The following is a 23,849-nucleotide window of genomic DNA, read 5'->3' as shown; positions in this document are numbered from 1 at the left end:
ATGTACGAACTGGGCGTCGTCTACCGCAACATCCAGCGCGCCGACTCGGCGGTCGCCGACAAGCTCGCGTCGCTGGGCAGTGCCACCGTGCACGAAGCGATGGGTCGCGTCGGCCTGCTGAAGCCCTACATGCGGCCGATCTATGCCGGCGCGCAGGTCTCGGGCACTGCCGTCACCGTGCTGCTGCATCCGGGGGACAACTGGATGATGCACGTGGTGGCCGAGCAAATTAAGCCAGGCGACATCGTCGTCGCCGCGGTCACGGCCGAGTGCACCGATGGCTATTTCGGCGACCTGCTCGCCACCTCGTTCCAGGCCCGTGGCGCCCGCGCGCTGATCATCGACGCCGGCGTGCGCGACGTGAAGACACTCGCCGAGATGAAGTTCCCGGTGTGGAGCCGCGCGATCAGCAGCAAAGGCACGATCAAGGCGACGCTCGGCTCGGTCAACATCCCGGTGGTGTGCGCCGGCATGCTGGTGACCCCGGGCGACGTGATCGTGGCCGACGACGACGGCGTGGTCTGCGTGCCACGTGGCATCGCCGCGAAGACGCTGGAAGCCGCGGTCGCCCGCGAAGCCCTCGAAGGGGAGAAGCGCGCCAAGCTGGCCTCGGGCGTGCTGGGGCTCGACATGTACAAGATGCGTGAGCCGCTGGAGAAGGCGGGCCTCAAGTACATCGATTGACACCGACCCGTTCGGTGACGAAGGAGCGCTCCATGAACACCGACCCCAAGCAGTGGCACATCGGCCTCGTCGGCTATGGCGAGGTCGGCCGCATCCTGGCCGAAGACCTGCGCGCGCAGGGCGTAAAGGTCAGCGCGCATGACGTGAAGCTCAAGAGCGAAGCCGGCTCGCCGCTGCGCCAGCATGCGGCCATCCACGGCGTGACGCTGCAAGAGTCGCACGCCGTGCTGGCCGAGCACGCCGACTTCATCGTCAGCGCCGTCACCGCCAGCCAGGCCGTGCCGGTGGCCGAAGCCTGCGCACCGTCGATCCGCCCGAGCGCCTTCTTCCTCGACTTCAACTCCGCTTCGCCCGGCGCGAAGATCCGCGCCGCCGACATCGTCAACCGCAATGGCGGGCGGTATGTCGAAGGTGCGGTGATGACGTCCATCCCGCCCTACCGCATCAAGGTGCCGCTGCTGCTCGGCGGGCCGGATGCACAGGCGCTGATGCCGCTGATCAATGCGCTCGGCTTCGCCAGCAAGGTCACGAGCGAGAAACTCGGCGTGGCCTCGGCCACCAAGATGTGCCGCAGCATCATGATCAAGGGGCTGGAGGCGATGGTGATCGAGAGCTTCACCACCGCGCGGGCCTACGGCGTGGAAGACGCGGTGATCGCGTCGCTCTTCGAGACCTTCCCCGGCGTCGATTGGGAAAAGCAGGGCGCCTATTTCTTCCAGCGGGTGATCGAACACGGCCGCCGCCGCAGCGAAGAGGTGCGTGAAGTGGCGCAGACCGTGCGCGAGATCGGCCTCGAGCCCTGGTCGGCCAGCGGCACCGCCGAGCGTCAGGCCTGGGTGGCCGACCTCGCCGACGCGGGCCTCTTTGGCCCCAAGGGCACGACCGAGTTCGCCCGTAGCGCCGACTGGCGCACCGAAGCCGACCGCATCCTCGCGCAATTCAAACCTCTGGACTGAACCGTCACATGCACTTCGAGAAGACCCCCGGCTGGCTCGACTGGTACGCCGGCCCGAGCAAGCCTGCCTTCCAACTTCCCCCCGGCAGCGTGGACGCGCACTGCCACGTGTTCGGCCCGGGTGATGAATTCCCCTACGCCCCCGAGCGCAAGTACACGCCTTGCGATGCGTCAAAGCAGCAGCTCTACGCCTTGCGCGACCATCTGGGCTTCGACCGCAACGTGGTCGTGCAGGCCACCTGCCACGGGGCCGACAACCGCGCGATGGTCGATGCGCTCGTCCATTCGAACGGCAAGGCGCGTGGTGTGGCCACCGTCAGACGTTCGGTGACCGATGCGGAGTTGAAGGCGATGAACGAAGCCGGCGTGCGCGGCGTGCGCTTCAACTTCGTCAAGCGCCTGGTCGACTTCACACCGAAGGACGAGCTGATGGAGATCGCCGCGCGCATCGCCCCGCTGGGCTGGCACGTGGTGATCTATTTCGAGGCGGTGGACCTGCCGGAGCTGTGGGACTTCTTCACCGCCCTGCCGACCACCGTGGTGGTGGACCACATGGGCCGGCCCGACGTGACCAAGCCGGTCGACGGGCCGGAGTTCGAGTTGTTCGTGAAGTTCATGCGCGAGTACCCCAACGTGTGGAGCAAGGTGAGCTGCCCCGAGCGCCTGAGCGTCTCGGGCCCGCCGGCATTGAACGGCGAGCGCAACGCGTACAAGGACGTGATCCCCTTCGCCCGCCGCATCGTCGAGACCTTCCCCGACCGTGTGCTGTGGGGCACCGACTGGCCGCACCCGAACCTCAAGAACCACATGCCCGACGACGGCCTGCTGGTCGATTTCATCCCCCACATCGCGACGACGGCCGAGCTGCAGAAGAAGCTCTTGGTCGACAACCCGATGCGGCTGTACTGGCCCGAAGAAGCCCGCTGAACCAGGAGACTTGCCATGCACCACGCCACTTCTCGTCATTCCCGCGAAAGCGGGAATCCACGATGTGCCTGGGCGTGGATTCCCGCTTTCGCGGGAATGACGGTGGTGCTCCTGGCGGGCTGCGCGTCGACAGGCGTGCTCTCCAGCGCCGACCCGAAGGCGGGTTGCGCCTCGCTCGCCGGCACCACTGTCACCGCCGACCTGATCGGCCTGCCGAGCGGTGCCGCCCGCGTCACCTCGGCCACCTGGGTGGCGGCCACCAAGCTCAGCGTGGCTGACCGTGGCCCCACGCCCGCGGCCACCATCACGCCCGCCACACCCGACCACTGCCGGGTGCTCGGCAGCATCGCCCCACTCGACCCGGCCGCGCCCGCGATCAACTTCCAGCTCAACCTGCCCGAAGCCTGGAACGGCCGCTCGGTGCAATACGGCGGCGGCGGCTTCAACGGCACGCTGATCACCGGCCTCTCGCTGCTGCCGGCCGCCCGCTTCGACGAGGCCGCGCCACTCGCGCGCGGCTACGCGACCTACGGCACCGACTCCGGCCACCAGACGCAGCCCGGCCGGCCGCCGCAGGCCTTTGCGTTGAACGACGAAGCGCTCGTCAACTTCGCCCACGCCTCCTACAAGAAGGTGCGCGACGTGGCCGTGGCACTGATGCAGTCGGCCTACGGGCGTGGCCCCAGCCGGCTCTACTTCGTCGGCAGCTCCGAAGGCGGGCGCGAAGGCCTGACGATGGCCCAGCGTTACCCCGATGCCTTCGACGGCATCTTCAGCCGCGTGCCGGTGATCCACTGGACCGGGCTGCAACACGCCGGCCTCCGCGATGGCCTGGCGACGATGGGCGACGGCTGGATCCGCCCGCCGCAGGTGAAGCTGGTGCATGACGCGGTGCTCGCCGCCTGTGACGCGCTCGACGGCGTGGCCGACGGCCTCGTGAGCGACCCGGTGGCCTGCAAGACACGCTTCAAGGTGGAGGCCTTGCGCTGCCCCGGTGCGCCGGCCGACAACTGCCTCGCGCCCGCGCAGGTGCAAGCAGTGCAGGTGCTGCACTCGCCGCTGCGCTTCGACTTCGACCTTGCCCACGGCCTGCGCGAGTACCCGGGCCGCGGCCCGAGCGGCGAAGCCCTCGCGTCTTACGGCCCCACCGGCGGCTGGACGACCTGGTGGCTGGGCAGCACCCCGCCCTCGCTGCCGCCGCAGCCCAACAACAGCATCGCCTGGTATTACGGCGCGGGCGCCATCCAATACTTCTATGCGCGCGACCCCGGCTACGACCTGCTGAAGTACAAGCCCGCCGACCACGAGAAGCGCATCCGCGAGGTGTCGGCGCTGATGGACTCGACCAACCCCGACCTGAGCGCCTTCCGCGCCCGCGGCGGCAAGCTCATCGTGCTGGAGAACATGGCCGACTACGCGCAGAGCCCGTATGCCGGCATCGCCTACCACCAGGCCGTGGTGCAGACGATGGGCCAGGCCGCGGTCGACAGCTTCTTCCACCTCTACACCGCGCCCAACGTCGACCACGTGGGCACCGGCGGGCCGGCCAACGTCGACATGCTGGGCGCCTTGAGCGACTGGGTGGAGCGTGGCCAGGTGCCCGCGAAGCTGCAGCTGGTGGAGCAGAACGCCAAGCCGCCCTTCACCGTCTCACGCGCCCGCCCGCTGTGCCGCTGGCCGCTGGTGCCACGCCACGTCGGCAGCGGCAACGTCAACGCCGCCACCAGCTTCGAATGCCGTCCTTGAAAGGACCCTCACCATGCCCCTCGACAAACCCTACCTCGACATCCCCGGCACCACGATCTTCGATGCCGAACAGTCCCGCAAGGGCTTCCACCTCAACCAGTTCTGCATGTCGCTGATGAAGGCCGCCAACCGCGAGCGCTTCAAGGCCAACGAACGCGCCTACCTCGACGAGTGGCCAATGACCGAAGAGCAGAAGCAGGCCGTGCTCGCACGCGACCTCAATCGCTGCATCGCGCTCGGCGGCAACATCTACTTCCTCGCCAAGATCGGCGCCACCGACGGCAAGAGCTTCCAGCAGATGGCCGGCAGCATGACCGGCATGACCGAAGACGAGTACCGCAACATGATGATCGCCGGCGGCCGTTCGGCCGAAGGCAACCGCAAGCTCGGTGAAGACGGCGACGCCCAACCCCACCGCCAGCCGCAAGGCGCTGCCGGCAAAACGAAGTGAACTGACATGGCCAAGATCACCGCATCCGTCTACACCTCGCACGTGCCGGCCATCGGCGCGGCCCTCGACCAGGGCAAGACCACCGAGCCCTACTGGCAGCCCGTGTTCAAGGGCTACGACTTCAGCAAGCAGTGGATGAAGGACAACACGCCCGACGTGATCCTCTTGGTCTACAACGACCATGCCACGGCCTTCAGCCTGGAGATGATCCCGACCTTCGCCATCGGCTGCGCCGACCAGTACCAGCCCGCCGACGAAGGCTACGGCGCCCGGCCGGTGCCCGTGGTCAAGGGCGACGCGGAGTTCGCCTCGCACATCGCGCACTCGGTCATTCAAGACGACTTCGACCTCACCATCGTCAACAAGATGGATGTCGACCACGGCCTCACCGTGCCGCTGTCGCTGATGTTCGGCCAGCCCGAGCAGTGGCCGTGCAAGGTGATCCCGTTCGCCGTCAACGTGGTGCAGTACCCGGTGCCCTCGGGCCAGCGTTGCTACAACCTCGGCAAGGCCATCGGCCGGGCGATCGCGAGCTACGACAAGCCGCTCAAGGTGCAGGTCTGGGGCACCGGCGGCATGAGCCACCAGCTGCAGGGGCCGCGCGCCGGCCTCATCAACAAGGAGTGGGACAACCGCTTCCTCGACCGCCTCATCGCCGAGCCGGCCGAACTCGCCAAGATGCCGCACATCGACTACGTGCGCGAAGCCGGCAGCGAAGGCATCGAACTCGTGATGTGGCTCATCGCCCGCGGGGCCATGAGCGTCAACCCGCCGAAGGTGGCGCATCGCTTCTACCACGTGCCTGCGTCGAACACCGCCGTGGGCCATCTGATTCTGGAGAATGAAACATGAAACCCCCACGCTCACATTCGTTCGCTGCCCCCCGCGGGGGCTCCAACCTCCTTGAGGCGGCTCTGCGGAGGTTGGCATGACCATCAAAGTCGCCCTCGCCGGCGCCGGCGCGTTCGGCATCAAGCACCTCGACGCGATCAAGCAGATCGACGGCGTGGAAGTCATCTCGCTCATCAGCCGCGACCTCGGCAAGACGCAAGAGGTGGCCGACAAGTACGGCATCCAGCACGTCACCACCGACCTCGCCGACAGCCTGAAGATCAAGGAAGTCGACGCGGTGATCCTCTGCACGCCGACGCAGATGCACGCCGACCAGTCCATCGCCTGCCTGGAAGCGGGCAAGCACGTGCAGGTGGAGATCCCACTGTGCGACGTGCTGAAGGATGGCGAGAAGGTGGTGGCGATGCAGAAGCAGACCGGGCTCGTGGCCATGTGCGGCCACACCCGCCGCTTCAACCCCAGCCACCAGTACGTGCACCAGAAGATCGCGGCGCGCGAATTCAACATCCAGCAGATGGATGTGCAGACCTATTTCTTCCGCCGCACCAACATGAATGCGCTGGGCCAGCCGCGCTCGTGGACGGACCATCTGCTGTGGCACCACGCCGCGCACACGGTCGACCTCTTCGCCTACCAGACCGGCTCGCCCATCGTGAAGGCGAATGCGATCCAGGGGCCGAGCCACCCGACGCTTGGCATTGCGATGGACATGAGCATCCAGCTGAAGGCGGCCAACGGCGCGATCTGCACGCTCTCCTTGAGCTTCAACAACGACGGCCCGCTCGGCACCTTCTTCCGCTACATCGGCGACACCGCCACCTACATCGCGCGCTACGACGACCTCGTGAACGGCAAGGAAGAAAAGATCGACGTGTCGAAGGTCGACGTCAGCATGAACGGCATCGAGCTGCAGGACCGCGAGTTCTTCGCCGCCATCCGCGACAAGCGCGAGCCGAACGCCAGCGTGGCGCAGGTGCTGCCCTGCTACCAGGTGCTGCACCAGCTGGAGCAGCAGCTCAATTAGGCGGCCATCGCCTTCTTGAGCACCCGGGCGTAGTTGCCGATGCAGATGTTGTGCAGCGCCGCCTCGGGCAACCCGCGTTTGGCGAGGTTTTCCACGACCTCGCGCACATCGGCATAGTGCGTGAGCACGGGGTTGCGGCCGGCGCCGTCCATGTCGGTGCCAAACGCCACGGCCTCAGGGCCGAGCAGGTCGACCATGCGCATGATCTCGTTGGCATACGAGCGCACGCTGTGCAGCGGGTAACCCGAATCCGACGGCACGCTCACGCTCCACAGCCCCACCACGCCCCCGCGCGCCGCGATGCGCCGGGCCTGCTGCGGCGACAGCGAGCGGGCGAGGTAGGCGCTGTCTTTCCAGCTGCCGCCGCGGCGGCTCACCCACGAATGCGACCAGATCATGGTCGCGTCGGACGCGGCGAAGGCGGCGTCCACGAACTCCGGCGTGGAATGCGCGAGGTCCACGAGGATGCCCAGCCGCTTGCATTCCTGGATCACCAGCAACGCGGCCGGCGGCATGCCGTGGTGGTGCGGCGGCTCGGTCTGCAGGTCACCCAGCGGCGACTCGATGTAGTGCACCAGCTGCAGGTGGCGCAGCCCCATCGCGTGCGCCAGCGCCACACGTTCCGGCCGGCCTTCGAGGAAGTTGGCCGACTCCGAGGCCATCACCACGTGCGCCTTGCCGGCCAGCGCTGCGTCGACATCGGCCGGCACCAGCGCCTTGGGCAGGCCCCACTGCTTCAAGGCGGGGTCGTAGCGCTCGGCCACCATCTTCTGGAAGCTCGCCCACAGCGCACCCGGCGCCGGTGTGCCCGTCTGCTTGATGCCGTGGGGCGTGCCCTTGATCCAGTGGATGTCGTCGACGAGGGTCCAGGCCATGAGCGTGGTGCCCGTCTCGGCCAGGTGCTTCGGCAGGTCGAACTCCAGCGGGTTCCTGCGCATCATGGTGATGTGCGAGTGAGTGTCGCCGATGGGTGTGCGCGCGCCGGTGGCTTGCGCCCCGGCCGACCCCGGCAGGAGCCAGCTGCCCAGGGCCCACAGGCCAAGACCTCGACGCGAGATGAGTGTTGTGTGCATGTTGCTCCCTTGTGGGTCGCCGCAATGTACTGTTGCCCATCACTGAACCGGTATTCCCCATGACGCTGAAACAACGTCCCCTTGGACCTTTCCAGGTCTCGGCCCTTGGCCTGGGCTGCATGAACCTGAGCCACGCCTACGGCGCACCGCCTTCGAGGCAAGACGCCGAGGCCCTGCTGCTGCGGGCGCTCGACCTTGGCGTCACGCTCTTCGACACCGCCGCGCTCTACGGCTTCGGCTTGAACGAAACGCTGATCGGCGAGGTGCTCGCCCCGCACCGCACGAAGTTCACGCTCGCGAGCAAGGGCGGCCTGCACGGCAATGCCGAAGGCAAGCGCGTGGTCGACGGGCGGCCCGAGACGATCAAGTGGAGCTGCGAGCAGAGCCTGAAGCGCTTGCGCACCGACGTGATCGACCTCTACTACCTGCACCGCTGGGACAAGCGCGTGCCCATCGAAGACAGCGTGGGCGCGATGGCCGAGCTCGTGCGCGAGGGCAAGGTGCGCACGATCGGCCTGTCGGAGGTCTCGGCCGCGACCCTCCGGCGCGCCCATGCGGTGCACCCGATCACGGCCGTGCAGACCGAATACTCGCTGTGGACGCGCAACCCCGAGATCGCCGTGCTCGACGCGTGCCGCGAGATCGGCGCGGCCTTCGTGGCCTTCAGCCCGCTGGCACGCGGCTTTCTCTGCGGCGAGCTGCGTGACGTCGGCACCCTCGGCGAGCGCGACATCCGCAAGACCATGCCGCGCTTCGCGCCCGAGAACTACGCGGCCAACCTGAAGCTGCTCGACGGCTACGCGGCCATTGCGGCGCGGGTGGGCTGCACGCCCTCGCAGCTGGCGCTGGCCTGGCTGCTGCACAAGGCGGCGCACATCATCCCCATCCCCGGCACGCGCAGCATCGCCCACCTCGAAGACGATCTCGGCGCCGATGCGGTGACGCTCGACGCCTCGGTGAGGCAGCAGCTCGAGGCGCTCATCAACCCCCGCACGGTCGTCGGCCCGCGCTACGACGCGATGGCACAGGCCGGCGTCGACACCGAGGAGTTCTCCGCATGAGTGTGACCCCGCTGGTGCTGCTGCCCGGCCTGCTGTGCGACCAGGCCGTGTGGGCGCCGCAGATCGCAGCCTTGGGCGACCGCGTCAATGCGCACGTGGTGCATTACGGCGAGCGCGACAGCCTCACCGCGATGGCGCAGCACGTGCTCGACACCGCCCCCGCCCCGCGCTTCGCCCTCGCCGGCCACTCGATGGGCGGGCGGGTCGCCTTCGAGGTGTGGCGCCTGGCACCCGAGCGGGTGACACGCCTCGCGCTGCTCGACACCTCGTACCACCCGCTGGCGCCCGGCGAAGCGGGCGAGAACGAAAAGCTCGGCCGCCACACCCTGCTGGAAAAGGCGCGCCGCGACGGCATGCGCGCGATGGCCGACGAGTGGGCGCGCGGCATGGTGCACGAGAGCCGCATCGGCGGGCCGGTGTTCGAGGCCATCCTCGACATGTTCGAGCGCAGCTCGCCCGAGGTCTTCGCCGCGCAGATCCAGGCCCTGCTCGACCGGCCCGATGCCGACCCGCTGCTGCCCACCATCACCTGCCCCACGCTCGTGCTCTGCGGGCGCGAAGACGTGTGGAGCAACCCCGCGCGCCACCAGCACCTGCACGCGCGCATCCCCGGCTCGACGCTCGTGATCGTCGAACGCTGCGGCCACATGAGCACGATGGAGCAGCCCGAGGCCGTCTCGCAGGCCCTGCGGCAGTGGCTCCGCTGAGCCCATTCGCCACAGCGCCTGTCGGCGTTTTCCCGTAGCTGAATCCTTTCATCGGGCCCGGAACGCCCCTCGTCGCAAGAAGCTTCAAGAAGGAATCGCACACGAGTGCAATATTCCGCGCCACCCTGAAGTACCTCAGGGCAACAAGGGCGCGGCAGACAGGCGCCCTCATGACAAGGAGACAGAGATGTCGTCACGCTTCGTCCGGGCCGTCGCCCTCACCGCCACCACCTTGCTGCTCGGTTCCGCCGCCTGGGCCGGCAACTTCACCAGCTCCTACTCGGCTGGCCTCTCCACCTACTCGATCAAGGGCACCGAGCCCGCGTCGGGCAAGCACCCGGTCTTCATCTACACGGTGGGCACCACCGAGACCTACGACAACGCCCAGGCCATGGGCGCCGTGGCCGAGATGGCCGCCAAGGGCTTCGTCGCAGCCGCGGTGGAGTACGACAGCGGCCTCTTCGGCACCTGCTCGCAGATCCTCTCGAAGGCGCGCTACATCTACAACAGCGGCTCGACCTCGAGCGCCGTCTCCAAGCTGTGCGCCCGCGCCACCGCCGACTGCAGCAAGGGTGTGGTCGTCGCCGGCTTCAGCCAGGGCTCGGTGATCGCGATCAACGCGAAGAACTACGACAGCCGCGTGCGTGCTGCCTACGGCATGGGTGCCCACAACCTGTACACCACGTACATCATGAATTCGTGCATGAACGCCGGCAACTACACGATCAGCAAGAACAACGTGCGCATCGTCAACGGCCAGAGCGACGCCTTCCCGGGCGGCACCGCGCCCACCGTGCGCTCGTCGTCCGAGGCGGTGGCCGGCAAGACCTGCGGCTCGTTGGCCTACGAATGCCTGAACACCAACGGCAGCGGCTGGATCATGATCCGCGACAGCGCCGTGGGCGACGGCTCGGCCGACCACTGCTACCAGCGTGTCGGCGGCTGCCTCGGCCTGCAGAGCACGACCGACAACACCTGGCGCAACGGCACCACCAACTGGGGCCTGAAAGCCAACCTCAACTGGCTCAACGGCTTCGTCACGCACTGAGCGTGAACCTGTCGTGATGGGTGCTGCGGCCTCGCGAGGGCCGCAGCACCCACACCCTCGCTTCACCCATCGAGAAAGCCCCGCCCGTGGCTGCCTTCTCTACCCCGTTCTGGTCGGCCGTCACCGGCGTGGCCGTGCTGGCCGCAGGGGTGGCCTACCTGGCGCGCCCGTCTGACGACGCGCCGCAAGCGACCCACACCTTCAGCGCGCTGCCGGACCGCACCGCGCAGCTGGCCGACGTGGTGCTGCCCGCCGACCCCGACGAGGCTCCCGCACCGCGCGCCACGACCCTGCCCGCGGCCAGCCCCTTCACCATCGACCACCTCGGCCGCCTGGTCGTCAGCGCCAGGACGCTGCCGGTGCTCGACAGCTGGCTGGCCCTCGTGCCGCGCGGCCAGCCACTCACACCAATCGAAGCGCGCCTGCGCGCCGAGCTGCCGCCGCTGGCCGCCGAGCGTGCCTGGCCACTGCTCACGCGTTATGCCGCCTACCGCGAGGCCGAGCGCGAGATGCTGCGCGAGCTGAAGGCGCACGGTGCGGTCGCCGCACGCGACCTGCTCGACAGGACCATGGCGCTGCGCCGCCGCCACTTCGACACGGTGACGGTGCAAGAACTCTTCGGCGTGCAGGAAGCACGCGCGCTTTACGCCAGCGAGGTCGCGCGCATCTTTGCCGACAAGAGCCTCAACGAATCGCAACAGGCGCAGCGGCTGATGGCGCTGCGCATGAGCCTGCCGCCCGAGGTGGCCGAGCAGGAGTTCGGCGGCACCGAGTTCTCGGTCGCGATGGAGCGCATCGCCTCGCAGATGCGCGAGGAAGGCGAGAACGACGACGAGGTGGTGTTCCGCCGCAAGCAGTTCGTCGACGTCGAGGGCGCGAAGTCGCTGCTCGAGGTCGAACGCGAGCAGCTCGACACGCAGCGCCAGGCGTGGGAACTGCGCCACCCCGGCTTCGTGCGCGAGCGCGAGGCGCTGCTCGCCGCGCACGAATTCGACAGCCCCGAGCGCCAGCAGCTGCTCGACGAGCTGCTGCAACAGCACTTCAAGGGCGAGCAGCTCCGCGAGGCGCGCCGCCTCGGCGTGCGCTGACTGCGCCCACCCTCCCGTCCCACAACACCCCTCCAGGAGACCCGACCGTGAAATCCTTGACCCGACGCCTGCTGCAACTCAGCTTCGCCATGCTGGCCACCTCGCTCGGCGCCAGCGCCTTCGCCCAGACCGCCTTCAGCACCACCTACCGCGGCGGCACCAGCAGCCTGTGCAGCAGCACCTACACCGTGAAAGGCTACGAGCCCAGCGCCACCGGCAAGTACCCGGTGTACGTGCACATCGTCGGCACCGGCGAGACCTACGACGGCGAACTGGCGATGACCCAGGTGCAGGCGATGGCCAACAAAGGCTTCGTCGCCGCGACCGTCGAGTATTCGAACGGCAGCTTCGGCTCCTGCTCCACCATCGGCACCAAAGCGCGCTGCATCTTCAACAGCGGCAGCAGCAACAGCGCTATCGCCAAGCTGTGCGCACGCAGCAAGGCCGATTGCAGCAAGGGCGTGGTCACCGGCGGCCTGAGCCAGGGCTCGATCATCTCGGTGCTCTCGAAGAACTACGACAGCCGCGTGCGCGCCTCCTACGGCCAGGGCGCCGGCACCAACTACTCGATCTACAACCTGAGCTCGTGCATGAACAACGGCGGCCACACACAGGCGGCCGACCGCATCCGCCTCGTCAACGGCGAGTCCGACTCCTTCGTCGGCCCGACCGCGAGCAACGTGCGCACCGCCAACCAGGCCATCACCGGCCTCTCGTGCGGCAGCAGCGCCTTCTCGTGCTTCCGCAGCAACGGCAGCGGCTGGTACATCGTGAAGGGCAGCGAGGTGAGCGACGGCAGCGCCGACCACTGCTACATGATGGTGGGCGGCTGCACCACGCCGAGCGGCATCGACAACGGCTTCAAGACCGGCAGCGCCGCCTGGCAGATGAACGCCAACCAGAACTGGCTGAAGAGCTTCGTCACGCCTTGATGTGACTGTTGCGCCGCCCCACGCGATGTGGGGCGGTGTGACGCGCCGGGCGATGCGTCTGCCAGAATTTTCGGCATGCACGCCCTCCCGTCCGGCGCTTCCCTCTCCTTTCGGCTTGCCCAGGCCGCGGCCACCTCCCTGCTGGCGCTGCTCGCCGCCTGCAGCTCCACCCCCACGCGCGATGGCCCCGAGGCCAAGCCACCGACGGGCCTCGACAAGACACCCGACGCACAGCCGAAGGTCGAGCCCATCCGCAACGGCGGCCCCAACAAGCCCTACACGGTGAACGGCCGCAGCTACACGCCCGTCACCACCGACAAGCCGATGGCCGAAAAGGGCCTGGCCTCCTGGTACGGCCGCAAGTTCCACGGCCGGCCCACCGCCAGCGGCGAGCCCTATGACATGTACGCGATGAGCGCGGCGCACAAGACCATGCCGCTGCCGAGCTACGCCCGCGTGCGCAACCCGGCCAACGGGCGCGAGGTGATCGTGCGCGTCAACGACCGCGGGCCATTCCACCCAGACCGGGTGATCGACCTCAGCTACACCGCCGCGCTGCGCCTGGGGGTGCTGAACGGCGTGGCGCCGGTGGAGGTGGAGCGGCTCACGCACGAGCAGATCCGCAGCGGCGCCTGGAAGGGCGGCGGCGCAGTGGAGGTGCCGGCCGCCGCGGTGGCCGAGGTCGCTGCGCGCAGCGGCGACACCCCCGACCCCACCGCACCCGGCTTCTGGGTGCAGCTGGGCGCCTTCCGCCAGCGCGATGGCGCCGAGCAGTTCCAGCGCCAGGTGAGCGCCGAGCTCGACTGGCTGGCCCCGCTGCTGGCGGTGTTCGGCGAGCCGCAGCTCTTCCGGCTGCAGGCCGGGCCCTTTGCCTCGCGCGGCGAGGCGCAAGACGCCGCCACCCGCATCCGCGACGCGCTCAAGCTGGTGCCGGTGGTCGTCGAGCGGCGCTGAAAACCTGAAAAATTGCACAGCCACCGAATATTGCGTGGCGACCTGGTGCGGCGCACCCTTCAAAACCTGAGCCAGCCCTCGCAAACCAAGGGCTTACCCGAGGTTTTGGGGCGCTTGTGACAAGAAGTACACGAACGAAATGAAAACCCGGAAGCGAAAGTTGGACCGCCGTGCAACATTGACTCCACCCTGAACTGTCTCAGGGCAACAAGAGGGCGGAAGCCAGAGACGCCGCCCATCCACCTCAAATGGAGATCGTTGCCATGCACTCTCGACTGATCCGCATCGCCGCCATCGCGACCGCTCTGCTGGGCACCGCCACCGCCTGGGCCGGCAACTTCACCAGCTCCTACTCGGCTGGCCTGAGCACCTACTCGATCAAGGGCACGGAGCCTGCCTCGGGCAAGCACCCGGTCTTCATCTACACCGTGGGCACGACCGAGACCTACGACAACGCCCAGGCCATGGGCGCCGTGGCCGAGATGGCCGCCAAGGGCTTCGTCGCCGCCGCCGTGCAGTACGACAGCTCGCTGTTCGGCACCTGCTCGCAGATCCTCTCCAAGGCCAAGTACATCTACAACAGCGGCTCGACCAGCAGCGCCGTCTCCAAGCTGTGCGCCCGCGCCACCGCCGACTGCAGCAAGGGCGTGGTCGTGGCCGGCTTCAGCCAGGGCTCGGTGATCGCGATCAACGCGAAGAACTACGACAGCCGCGTGCGCGCCGCCTACGGCATGGGTGCCCACACCCTGTACACCACCTACGTGATGAACTCGTGCATGACGCCGGGCAACTACACGATCAGCAAGGACAACGTGCGCATCGTCAACGGCCAGAGCGACATCTTCCCGGGCGGCACCGCCACGGTGGTGCGCTCGTCATCCGAAAGCGTGGCCGGCCGCAGCTGCGGCACGCTCGCCTACGAGTGCCTGGCCACCAATGGCGCCGGCTGGATCATGATCCGCGACAGCGCCGTGGGTGACCTCTCGGCCGACCACTGCTACCAGCGTGTCGGCGGCTGCCTCGGCCTGCAGAGCACGACCGACAACACCTGGCGCAATGGCAGCACCAACTGGGGCTTGAAAGCCAACCTCACCTGGCTCAACGGCTTCGTGACGCACTGACCTGAAAGAGTCCGTGAGGGAAGGAGACCCGGGACCCGCGTCACGCTGCCCAGCAGGGTGACGCGGGCACAACCGGCCCTTCCTTCACACCCCGACCCTTCACCATCACCGCCTCGTTGTCGCACAGGTTTCGCACGTGGCCACCTTCACCACCCCCTTCTGGATCGCCCTGGCCGGCGTGACGGCCGTGGCGGGCGGCGTGGCCTACCTGTCGCGCCCACAGCCCGATGCCACGGCCGGCAGCCTGGCCCGCACGATGGCGGCGATCGAGCGCAACACCCCGGCGCTGGCCGACGTGGCCGTGCCCCAGACCGACGATGACCGCGTGCCGACCGTCGGCGCGTTGCCCGCGGGCAGCCCCTTCAGCGTCGACCCGCTCGGCCGCCTGCTGGTGAGTGCGAAGACCCTTCCCGTGCTCGACAGCTGGCTCGCCCTCGCCGGCCGCGGCCAAGCGCTGGCCCCCCTCGAAGCGAGGCTGCGCAGCCAGCTGCCCGCACTGGCCGCCGAGAGGGCCTTCGGGCTCCTGCAGCGCTACGCCGCCTACCGCGAGGACGAGCGCGAGCTGCTCAAGCAGTTGAAGACACAGGCGCCGCTGTCGGCGCGCGAGCTGCTCGACCGCCAGATGGCGCTGCGCCGCCGGCATTTCGATTCGGTCTCGGTGCAGGAACTCTTCGGCGTGCAGGAGGCGCGCGGCCTCTATGCCTCGGAAGTGGCGCGCATCTTTGCCGACCCCTCCTTGAGCGAAGCGCAGCAGCACCAGCGCCTGCTCGCGCTGCGCATGAGCCTGCCGCCCGAGGTGGCGGCGCAGGAATTCGGCGGCACCGAGTTTTCGTTTGCGATGGAAAAGCAGGTCGCCGAGATGCGCTCGCGCGGCGAGAGCGATGCCGAGGTGACCTTTTTGCGCCGCCAGTTCGTCGACACCGAAGGCGCCAAGTCCGCCGTCGAGATCGAGCGCGAGAAGTTCGAGGCGGAACGCCAGGCCTGGGAGCTGCGCCACGCGAGCTTCATCCGCGAGCGCGACCAGATCGTCGCCGCCGACCTCGAGGTGCCCGAGAAGCAGCAGCGGCTCGAGCGCCTGCTGCAGTCCCACTTCGGCCCCGCCGAACGCGAGCGCGCGCGTTTGCTGGCCGGCCTCTGACGCCGACTCAGCGCCCGCCGGTCACGTCGAGGATGGCGCCCGTGGTGTAGCTCGCCTCGTCGGAGAGCAGCCACACGATCGCGTTCGCGATCTCGTCGGCCGTGCCCGGCCGCTGCATCGGGATCAGCGCCGCCGACTGGTGCGCCCGGTCGGGCAGGCCGCCCGAGGCGTGGATCTCGGTGTCGATGATGCCGGGCCGCACGCCGTTCACCCGCACGCCTTCCATCGCCACTTCCTTGGCCAGGCCGAGGGTGAAGGTGTCGATGGCCCCCTTGGCCGCCGCGTAGTCGACGTACATGCCGGGCGAGCCGATGCGCGCCGCGGCCGACGAGAGGTTGACGATGGCGCCGCCGGTGCCGCCGTGTTTCGTCGACATCCGGCGCAACGCTTCGCGCGCGCAGAGGAAGCTGCCGAGGATGTTGATGTCGAACATGCGGCGCAGGCGGGCCACGCTCATCGTGTCGACCCGCGCGCCCACGTCGATGACCCCGGCGTTGTTGACCAGGCCGGCGAGCGGCGGCAGCTCGGCATCGAGGCGGGCGTACATCGCGAGCACCTGGGCCTCGTCGGCCACGTCGGCCTGCATGGCGAGCGCTCGGCCACCGGCCTGCGCGATGGCCTCGCACACCGCGTCGGCCGCAGCGGCGTCGCGCGCGTAGTTGACGGCCACCGCGTAGCCGCGGGCGGCGCACAGGCGCGCGGTGGCAGCGCCGATGCCACGGCTGCCGCCGGTGACGAGCACGGTCCGCGCGTTGGGGGAGTCAGTCTTCTGCATCGGTCTTCTTCGCCTTCGCATCGACGCGGGCCTGCAGCCCGGCCGCGCCCTGCATGAAGTCCGTCACCTCCATCGGCTTGGCCACCCGCAGCGCGGGCGGAAAGAGGTGGTTCATGTAGAGCTCGCTGCCGACCCGGTCGGTCGCCTGCACGTTGAACCACAGGCTGAGCGCCAGCCCGGTGAGCGCGCTGCCCACCGCGAAGCCGAGCGTGCGCCGCGGGTGCAGCGGCTCCACCGCCTGCAGGTGGAAATACAGCATCGCCCCGAGGATGGCGTAGGCCGGCACGAAATTGAAGTCGGTGATCCAGGGCCACGAGAAGGCGAAGGCCAGCAGCGAGGTGCCGGCCATCAGGGCCTCCCACGCGAGCACGGCCAGCAGCATCACCCGCAGGTGCCAGCCGAAATGGGCCTGGTGGGTGAAGACCTTGGAGAGGAGCGTCCACACGCCCGCCCAGCCGAAGCCGATGGCCAGCGCCGAGATCGCCGACGACGCGAGCGACTTGGTCAGCAGGTCGGGCTCGCTGTCGAGCCAGGTGTTGAAGCCCAGCACCAGCGCGGCGGCCAGCGCCAGCACGAGCAGCGTCGGCAGGCCCTGGGTGAGCACACGCGCCGTGCCGAGCCGCTGCTCGGGCGCGAGCAGCTGTGTGGCCAGGCGCAGGCGCAGCTGGGTGCGGCCAAGCACCAGCGACACCGGCTTGTCGTGTGGCCCCGCCGGCAGCACCACCTGCTCGCCGGCGGCGAGCGTGCGGCCGTTGAGCTGCAGGCCGTTGACGCTGTCGCCAACGGTCAAGGCCAGCTGGCCGCTGTCGTCACGCGCGATGCGCAGGTGCTCGGGCGCGGTGTGCGGGTCGTCGAGCACGAGGTCGTTGTCGAGCGCACGCCCCACCCGCAACGGCCAGGCGCCGACCTTCACGCTCTGGCGCACCACGCCGTCGCGGTCGAGCACTTCCAGCAGGGCGAGGGTCGAACTCATTTCACCCATGCGTAGGCCTCGATGTAGTGCTGCGCGAGTTTCATCGCGCTCGCGTAGCTCACGCCCTGCGCATCGAAGCGGCCCTGCACGCCGGCCTGCGGCTGGTCGAGCGTGGCCACGAGCACGGCCACGTCGTACAGCTTGGGCAGCTTCTTGTAGGCGCGCACGCAGACCACGGTGCGCAGCGCGAGGCCCTTGCGGTCGACATACCCCTCGTGGCACTGCGGCTTGGTCTGGTGCTGCGGGCCGAGGCGGCCAAAGCCTTCGTTGCGGAAGCTCGCCGAATACTGCGCGGCGAAGCGCATCGTGCCGAGCTTGCTGCCGTCATACGCTTCGTGGCGGGTGGCGATGGTGCCGGTGTTGAATTCGCCCACGAAGATGCGCGTGTCCATCACGCAGTCGGAGCGCTCGAAGTCGAGCCCGCCGGTGCGCGAGGGTTCGCTCGAGCCCCAGCAGCGCATGAACCGGTCGGGCGGCACCGGCACGCTGTAGCGCGGGTGCGTGCCGGGCTTCCAGCCTTGCGCGATGAAGCGCTCGGTGAGCACGTCCTGGTGCGCGGTGAGCTGCGCGGCGACGATGGGCCAGGCGTTGCCCTTGAGCGGCACCGCGTCGCGCCCCCGCGCCAGCAGCGCGCTCGCAAACGAGGCCGGCACGAGGAAGCTCACCTGCTCGCCGTCGACCCGCCGCGCCACGTTGATGCCGATCACCCGCCCGGCCTGGTCGAGCGCCGGGCCGCCGCTCATGCCGCCGCTCAGCGAGCCGGCGAAGAAGATCTGCGGGTAGAAGCTGCGCTCGACCAGCCCGTTGTAGTTGCCCTCGATCACCGCGAAGCCCACGTCGAGCGGGTTGCCGAGCGAATACATGCGCTCGCCCTGCGCGAGCTTGTCGGTGTCGGGCCGGAAACTCAGCGCGTCGTAGCCGCTGGTCTTCTTCGGGTCTTGCACCTTGAGCAGCGCGAGGTCGTGCAGCACGTCGAGCATCAGGATCTGCGCCGGTGTCTCGCGGCCGTCGGCGGTGACGAGCACCAGCTCGTGCCGCTCCGGCTTGAGCGCGGCCTCGCTGACGACGTGGAAATTGGTGATCAGGTGGCCGTCCTTGCTGACCACGAAGCCCGAGCCCACCGAGGTCTGGCTGGCCTGGCCCTTGAGCACGGTGCGGATCTGCACCAGCTGCGACCTCGCCTGCTCGTACACCTTGCGTGCCGAGAGCGACACGGGCGCCGACGCGGCGGGGTCGGCGGCAGGGGCCACCACGGGCACCGGCGGCGGCGGTGCGGCAAACGCTGCGGCACCGGCACACGCCAGCACCAGCAGCGCGGCCAGGCGCTGGAGTTCGACTCGCATTGCGGTGGATTCTACGGATGCACGTGGTTCTCCACGCTTGGTACAAGTGGCCCCAACCAAGGAGACCGTGTCCATGCAACGACGTACCTTCGCGCTGGCCGCATTCACACTGCCTGGCCTCGTGCACAGCCAGCCCACCGCCCCTGAAAAGCCACAGGTCACCATCGCGGTCGGCGGCAAGAACCTCCTTTACTACCTGCCGCTCACCATCGCCGAGAGCCTGGGCTACTTCAAGGCCGAAGGGCTCGACGTGACCATCGTCGACTTCGCCGGCGGCTCGCGCGCGCTGCAAGCGGTGATCGGCGGCAGCGCCGACGTCGTCTCGGGCGCCTTCGAGCACACGATCAACATGCAGGCGAAAGGCCAGAAGCTGCGTGCCTTCGTGCTGCAGGGCCGTGCCCCGCAGATCGTGCTGGGCGTGAACCCGAAGACCATGCCCGGCTTCAAGACGGTGGCCGACCTGAAGGGCAAGAAGATCGGGGTCACCGCGCCCGGCTCGAGCACCAACGTGATGGTGAACTTCGTGCTCGCCAAGGCGGGGCTCAAGCCGAGCGACGTGTCGATCATCGGCGTGGGCGCCGGCAACGGCGCGGTGGCGGCGATGCGCGCCGGCCAGATCGATGCGATGTCCAACCTCGACCCGGTGATCACGCTCCTGCAGCGCAGCGGCGACCTGAAGATCGTGTCCGACACCCGCCTGGTGGCCGAGGCCGACCGGGTGTTCGGCGGGCCGATGCCGGCCGGTTGCCTCTACGCACCGCAGGCCTTCATCGACAAACACCCGCGCACCGTGCAGGCGCTGACCAACGCCATCGTGCGCGCCGACAAATGGATCCAGGCCGCGGGCCCGAGCGAGATCGTGAAAGCCGTGCCCGAGAGCTACCTGCTCGGCGACCGCGCCGTCTACATCGACGCCTTCCTCGCGAGCCGCGGCGCCCTCTCGCCCGACGGCAGCGTGCCCGATGCCGGCGCCACCACCGCGCTGCGCGCGCTGTTGAGCGTCGACGAGAGCCTGAAGAGCGTCAACTTCGACCTCGGCGCGGTCTACACCAACGACTTCGTGAAGAAGGCGAACGCGAAGTACCCCAAGGGTTAGGGCGCCCCTTGCTGCTCTACGTCCTCGACCTCTTCGGCGTCGCCGTCTTCGCCGCCAGCGGCGCGCTGGCCGGCATCGCCACGCGGCTCGACCTGCTCGGCATCATCGTGCTGGCGTCCATCACCGCCATTGGTGGCGGCACGCTGCGCGACGTGCTGCTCAACCGGCACCCGATCTTCTGGATGCACGACAGCGGGCCGATCTGGACCATCCTCGCCGCGACCGCGGCCACGCTGTTGTGGGTGCAGGTGCTGCCCGTGCCGACCGACGCCCTGCTCATCGCCGACGCGATCGGCCTCGCGGTCTTCGCGATCTCCGGCGCGCAGGTGGCCGAGAAGGCCGGCTGCCGACCGATGGTGACGGTGCTGATGGGCACGCTCACCGGCTCGGGCGGCGGCGTGCTGCGCGACGTGCTGTCGGCCAAGGTGCCGCTCATCCTGCGGCAAGACATCTACGCCACCGCCGCCATCGCGGGCATCGTGGTGTACCTGCTGGCCCGCGCGGCCAAGGTCTCCACCGCGTGGGCCTTCGGGGCGGGCGCGGTCACGGTGGCAGGCACACGCCTGGCCGCGATCGCCTACGACCTGAAGCTGCCCGTGTTCTCCGCGGTCTCCTGAGCCCCGAACCCATGACCCCTGCCCTGCAACTCGACGCGGTGAGCTGCACCTTCGTCTCGCGCGACGACCCCGCACAGCGCTACACCGCGGTCGACGATGTCTCGCTCACCGTCGGCGCCGGAGAGTTCGTGTCGGTCGTCGGGCCGACCGGCTGCGGCAAGAGCACCTTGCTCAACGTGGCGGCCGGTTTGCTGGCACCCAGCCGCGGCACGGTGCGTGTCTTCGGCGAGCCGCTCGCCGGGCTCAACCGCCGCGCCGGCTACATGTTCCAGACGGAATCGCTGATGCCCTGGCGCACCGCGCGGGGCAACGTGATGGCGGGGCTCGAGTTCCGCGGCGTGGCCGATACGCGAGCGCAGGCCGACGAGTGGCTCAAACGTGTGGGCCTGGGCGGTTTCGGCGACCGTTACCCGCACCAGCTCTCGGGCGGCATGAGGAAGCGCGTGAGCCTCGCGCAGACGCTGGTGCTCGACCCCGACATCATCCTGATGGACGAGCCCTTCTCCGCCCTCGACATCCAGACGCGGCAGCTGATGGAGAACGAGGTGCTGGCCTTGTGGGCGGCGAAGCGCAAAGCCGTCTTGTTCATCACCCACGACCTCGACGAGGCGATTGCGATGAGCGACCGCGTCGTCGTGCTGAGCGCCGGGCCGGCCTCGCACCCCATCGGCGAGTTCCACATCGACCTGCCACGCCCGCGCGACGTGGCCGAGGTGCGCGTCACGCCGCGCTTCGTGGAGCTGCACCAGGCCATCTGGTCGGTGCTGCGCGACGAAGTGCTCAAGGGCTACCAGCAGCAGTTGGCCGCATGAAGAACACCTTCACGCTTCGATTCGCGCAGCTCGCCCTGTTGGTGGCGGTGTTCCTGCTGTGGCACGTGCTCACCACACCGGGCCTCGTGCCACCCTTCCTCTTCGCCGACGACCGCCAGGCGGCCTTCTTCTTCGGCGAGCCGGTGAAGATCTTCGGCCGCATCTGGGCCTGGTTCGTCGGCAACGCCGACATCTACCAGCACCTGGGCGTGACGCTGCTGGAGACGGTGCTCGCCTTCGGCATCGGCACCGTGCTCGGCCTTGCCTGCGGCATGTGGCTCGCGCTGAGCCCGCTCGCGGCCGCCATCTGCGACCCCTACATCAAGGCGCTGAACTCGATGCCGCGCGTGATCCTCGCGCCGATCTTCGCGGTGTGGTTCGGCCTTGGCGTGGCGAGCAAGGTGGCGCTCGGTGTGACGCTCGTCTTCTTCATCGTCTTCTTCAACGTCTACCAGGGCGTGAAGGAAGTGAGCCCCATCGTGCTGGCCAACGCGCGCATGCTCGGGGCGAGCCCGCGGCAGCTCTTGCGCCACGTGTACCTGCCGAGCGCCATGAGCTGGGTCTTCAGCTCGCTGCACACGAGCGTGGGCCTGGCCTTCGTGGGCGCGGTGGTGGGCGAGTACCTGGGCTCGGCGCGCGGCGTGGGCTACCTCATCCTGCAGGCCGAGGGTGCGTTCGACATCAACACGGTGATGGCGGGCATCCTCGTGCTGACCGTGTTTGCGCTGCTGCTGGATGCGCTCGTGGGCCAGGCCGAACGGCGGCTGATGAAGTGGCAGCCGAAGAGCGGCGAAACCGAGAAGCTCTAGGTGATGCGGAAGTAGTCGAGGATCACCATGCGCGCCTCGCGGCGGCCGGAGGCGATGGCCATCGTCTTGTTGAGGTGCAGCCAAGCCGGCGCGCCGGCCTGGAAGCGGATCAGCGTGCGGAAGAAGTACTCGCTCGGGTCGACCGACTCGCCCTTGGCCAGGCGTGCCATCACCGCGGGCTCGGCGTGGCGCATGCCCACGCTCGTGACCTCGATCAGCGCGCCGTCGTCGGCCTGGATCACGTAGTGGGCCGAGATGTCGAGCACGCCGTCGCCACGGTTGATCTGCCAGTCGACACCGCCATCGACCAGCGTGCCGTTGAGCTCGGGGCCTTTCACCGTGCCGCCCTTGAGCGGGATGTAGCGCCGCTCGCCATACGGGCCGCCGCCGAGCGTGACGAGCTTCTCCACCTCGCAGCGGACCTGGCACATGGGGACGAGGGCGGGCGGCGGGGCAATGTCGGTCATGGCAGCGGGTCGAGGGCGGACGATGGCGCGACGATACGCGCGCCCTGGCGTTCACCCGGTCATCCCAGAAGATGACGCCGCGTTGTCGTCCTCAGGGATGACACGCCGGACGCCCCGACCGGCCCACACTCCACCCCCAAGGAGACCCACCACCATGCGAACCGTTCACCTCGTCACCCGCCGTGCCCTGATCGCCGCCGCGAGCCTTGCCGCGCTCGCCTCGCCCACGCTGGGCCTCGCCCAGGCCTACCCGACCCAGCCGGTCAAGCTGGTGGTGGGCTTCCCGCCCGGCACCGGGCCCGACATCGTGACGCGCCTCGTCGGGCAGAAGCTGGAGACGAGCCTCAAGCAGTCGGTCGTGGTCGACAACCGCGCCGGTGCCGGTGGCCAGATCGCCACGCAAGCCGTGGCCAAGAGCGCCCCCGATGGCTACACGTTGCTGATCGGCGAGGTGGGCTCGATCAGCATTGCACCGCCCGCGTTCAGCAAGCTGCCGTATGACCCGGCGAAGGAGCTGGCGGTGGTGGCGGAACTCGTGCGCTCCGACTTCCTGCTCGTCGTGCCGGTGCAGTCACCGCACAAGACGGTGGCCGATTTCGTGAAGGCCGGCAAGGCCAACAAGGACCGCGTCAACTTCGCCACCTTCGGCGCCGGCACGCCGGGCCACTTCGGCGGCGAGATGCTGGCCGAACAGGGCGGCTTCAAGGTCGAGCCCATCCACTACCGCGCCACCGGCGACGCCATCACCGCCATCGTCGGCGGCCAGGTGGAAGGCGCCTTCGTGTCGACCGCCCTCGGCTCGGCCCAGATCAAGGCCGGCAAGATGCGCGCCCTGGCCACCACCGCCCACGCCCGCTCGCCGCTGCTGCCCGACGTGCCCACCTTCACCGAAGCCGGCCTGCCCAAGGTCGATTTCTCGGCCTGGTTCGCCCTCTTCGCCCCCGCCGGCACGCCGGCCGCCGTGCTCGACACCCTGAGCAAGCAGGCCGTGGCCGCCGTGCAATCGGCCGACGTGAAGCAGAAGCTCATCGACGCCGGCTTCACCGTCACCGGCACCTCGCGTGCCGACGCCGAGAAGATGGTCAAGGCGGAAGCACCACGCTGGGCGGCCATCGTCAAGCAGAGCGGCTTCAAGGGCGACTGACCCTCGGCGGCGGGTGCGCCGTCCGGGTCACAGATTGACAAGGATCGGGCGG

Annotated in this window: 25 protein-coding genes; 20 read left to right on the top strand and 5 right to left on the bottom strand. The window is 68.8% G+C overall.

All coding sequences use genetic code 11. The features are described from left to right. From ligK to KF892_16995, 7 genes are all read left to right on the top strand, one after another. Entirely contained in the window at positions 1–684 is a 684-nt protein-coding gene (gene ligK / locus KF892_17025) for a 4-carboxy-4-hydroxy-2-oxoadipate aldolase/oxaloacetate decarboxylase (GenBank protein MBX3626725.1), read from the top strand. Between the two features lie 32 nt (positions 685–716). Further along, positions 717–1,640: an NAD(P)-dependent oxidoreductase gene (locus tag KF892_17020; protein MBX3626724.1), complete on the top strand. Its 924-nt coding sequence runs from the start codon at positions 717–719 to the stop codon at positions 1,638–1,640. An 8-nt stretch (positions 1,641–1,648) separates the two neighbouring features. Beyond that, positions 1,649–2,566, top strand: a complete 918-nt coding sequence (locus KF892_17015; protein ID MBX3626723.1) for an amidohydrolase family protein — start codon at positions 1,649–1,651, stop codon at positions 2,564–2,566. A gap of 96 nt (positions 2,567–2,662) precedes the next feature. After that, positions 2,663–4,312, top strand: coding sequence for a tannase/feruloyl esterase family alpha/beta hydrolase (locus tag KF892_17010; GenBank protein MBX3626722.1), 1,650 nt, complete (start codon positions 2,663–2,665; stop codon positions 4,310–4,312). Between the two features lie 13 nt (positions 4,313–4,325). Beyond that, positions 4,326–4,763 (top strand): protocatechuate 4,5-dioxygenase subunit alpha, encoded by a 438-nt coding sequence (ligA, locus tag KF892_17005; protein MBX3626721.1) that lies wholly within the window; start codon positions 4,326–4,328, stop codon positions 4,761–4,763. A 6-nt stretch (positions 4,764–4,769) separates the two neighbouring features. Continuing rightward, the gene (locus tag KF892_17000) at positions 4,770–5,615 is read left to right on the top strand and encodes a protocatechuate 3,4-dioxygenase (GenBank protein ID MBX3626720.1); all 846 of its coding nucleotides are present in this window, start codon (positions 4,770–4,772) and stop codon (positions 5,613–5,615) included. Between the two features lie 76 nt (positions 5,616–5,691). Beyond that, entirely contained in the window at positions 5,692–6,639 is a 948-nt protein-coding gene (locus KF892_16995; protein MBX3626719.1) for a Gfo/Idh/MocA family oxidoreductase, read from the top strand. Here the strand turns inward: KF892_16995 and KF892_16990 are convergent. Next, positions 6,636–7,712, bottom strand: coding sequence for a membrane dipeptidase (locus KF892_16990; protein ID MBX3626718.1), 1,077 nt, complete (start codon positions 7,710–7,712; stop codon positions 6,636–6,638). The two genes, KF892_16995 and KF892_16990, sit on opposite strands and share 4 nt — an antisense overlap. A gap of 65 nt (positions 7,713–7,777) precedes the next feature. Between KF892_16990 and KF892_16985 the strand changes: the two genes are divergently transcribed. The 8 genes from KF892_16985 (at position 7,778) to KF892_16950 (ending at position 15,761) form a co-directional block, all read left to right on the top strand. Then, positions 7,778–8,773 (top strand): aldo/keto reductase, encoded by a 996-nt coding sequence (locus KF892_16985; GenBank protein MBX3626717.1) that lies wholly within the window; start codon positions 7,778–7,780, stop codon positions 8,771–8,773. Then, positions 8,770–9,480: an alpha/beta fold hydrolase gene (locus tag KF892_16980; GenBank protein ID MBX3626716.1), complete on the top strand. Its 711-nt coding sequence runs from the start codon at positions 8,770–8,772 to the stop codon at positions 9,478–9,480. Before KF892_16985 ends, KF892_16980 begins: the two co-directional genes overlap by 4 nt. Before the next feature lie 187 nt (positions 9,481–9,667). After that, positions 9,668–10,528 carry a hypothetical protein gene (locus tag KF892_16975; GenBank protein ID MBX3626715.1) on the top strand — a complete coding sequence of 287 codons (861 nt, stop codon included), beginning with the start codon at positions 9,668–9,670 and terminating at the stop codon, positions 10,526–10,528. An 86-nt stretch (positions 10,529–10,614) separates the two neighbouring features. Next, on the top strand, positions 10,615–11,616 hold the full coding sequence (locus KF892_16970) for a hypothetical protein (protein ID MBX3626714.1): 1,002 nt from the start codon (positions 10,615–10,617) through the stop codon (positions 11,614–11,616). 89 nt (positions 11,617–11,705) lie between these two features. Next, positions 11,706–12,548 (top strand): hypothetical protein, encoded by an 843-nt coding sequence (locus KF892_16965; protein MBX3626713.1) that lies wholly within the window; start codon positions 11,706–11,708, stop codon positions 12,546–12,548. A gap of 75 nt (positions 12,549–12,623) precedes the next feature. Beyond that, entirely contained in the window at positions 12,624–13,502 is an 879-nt protein-coding gene (locus KF892_16960; protein MBX3626712.1) for a septal ring lytic transglycosylase RlpA family protein, read from the top strand. Between the two features lie 263 nt (positions 13,503–13,765). Further along, positions 13,766–14,623, top strand: coding sequence for a hypothetical protein (locus tag KF892_16955; GenBank protein MBX3626711.1), 858 nt, complete (start codon positions 13,766–13,768; stop codon positions 14,621–14,623). 136 nt (positions 14,624–14,759) lie between these two features. After that, the gene (locus KF892_16950) at positions 14,760–15,761 is read left to right on the top strand and encodes a hypothetical protein (GenBank protein ID MBX3626710.1); all 1,002 of its coding nucleotides are present in this window, start codon (positions 14,760–14,762) and stop codon (positions 15,759–15,761) included. A gap of 7 nt (positions 15,762–15,768) precedes the next feature. On the opposite strand, the gene KF892_16945 is transcribed toward KF892_16950, so the two are convergent. From KF892_16945 to KF892_16935, 3 genes are read right to left on the bottom strand one after another with little or no spacing between them, the layout of a single operon-like run. Further along, complete coding sequence (locus tag KF892_16945) at positions 15,769–16,536, bottom strand: SDR family oxidoreductase (GenBank protein MBX3626709.1); 768 nt, start codon at positions 16,534–16,536, stop codon at positions 15,769–15,771. Further along, positions 16,523–17,509 (bottom strand): FHA domain-containing protein, encoded by a 987-nt coding sequence (locus KF892_16940; protein MBX3626708.1) that lies wholly within the window; start codon positions 17,507–17,509, stop codon positions 16,523–16,525. The genes KF892_16945 and KF892_16940 overlap by 14 nt, the downstream gene beginning before the upstream one ends. Then, on the bottom strand, positions 17,506–18,852 hold the full coding sequence (locus tag KF892_16935) for a trypsin-like peptidase domain-containing protein (protein ID MBX3626707.1): 1,347 nt from the start codon (positions 18,850–18,852) through the stop codon (positions 17,506–17,508). Before KF892_16935 ends, KF892_16940 begins: the two co-directional genes overlap by 4 nt. 73 nt (positions 18,853–18,925) lie before the next feature. Here KF892_16935 and KF892_16930 point away from each other — a divergent pair, with 73 nt between their 5' ends. Genes KF892_16930 through KF892_16915 form a run of 4 tightly spaced genes read left to right on the top strand, consistent with a single transcriptional unit; the run spans position 18,926 to position 22,186 of the window. Further along, a complete protein-coding gene (locus KF892_16930; GenBank protein MBX3626706.1) occupies positions 18,926–19,948 on the top strand; it encodes an ABC transporter substrate-binding protein in 1,023 nt (340 codons plus the stop codon). Between the two features lie 8 nt (positions 19,949–19,956). After that, entirely contained in the window at positions 19,957–20,565 is a 609-nt protein-coding gene (locus KF892_16925; GenBank protein ID MBX3626705.1) for a trimeric intracellular cation channel family protein, read from the top strand. An 11-nt stretch (positions 20,566–20,576) separates the two neighbouring features. Further along, a complete protein-coding gene (locus KF892_16920) occupies positions 20,577–21,377 on the top strand; it encodes an ABC transporter ATP-binding protein (GenBank protein ID MBX3626704.1) in 801 nt (266 codons plus the stop codon). After that, positions 21,374–22,186: an ABC transporter permease gene (locus KF892_16915; GenBank protein ID MBX3626703.1), complete on the top strand. Its 813-nt coding sequence runs from the start codon at positions 21,374–21,376 to the stop codon at positions 22,184–22,186. Before KF892_16920 ends, KF892_16915 begins: the two co-directional genes overlap by 4 nt. Here the strand turns inward: KF892_16915 and KF892_16910 are convergent. Continuing rightward, on the bottom strand, positions 22,183–22,653 hold the full coding sequence (locus tag KF892_16910; protein MBX3626702.1) for a DUF3237 domain-containing protein: 471 nt from the start codon (positions 22,651–22,653) through the stop codon (positions 22,183–22,185). The genes KF892_16915 and KF892_16910 overlap by 4 nt on opposite strands. Positions 22,654–22,807: 154 nt before the next feature. Between KF892_16910 and KF892_16905 the strand changes: the two genes are divergently transcribed. Continuing rightward, positions 22,808–23,797: a tripartite tricarboxylate transporter substrate binding protein gene (locus KF892_16905; protein MBX3626701.1), complete on the top strand. Its 990-nt coding sequence runs from the start codon at positions 22,808–22,810 to the stop codon at positions 23,795–23,797. Positions 23,798–23,849 lie beyond the last annotated feature (52 nt).

Origin of the sequence: Rhizobacter sp., assembly GCA_019635355.1 — a bacterium.
Lineage (GTDB): Bacteria > Pseudomonadota > Gammaproteobacteria > Burkholderiales > Burkholderiaceae_C > Rhizobacter.
The sequence above is the reverse complement of the archived record's forward strand: the minus strand, read 5'-3'. Positions and strand labels throughout refer to the sequence as shown.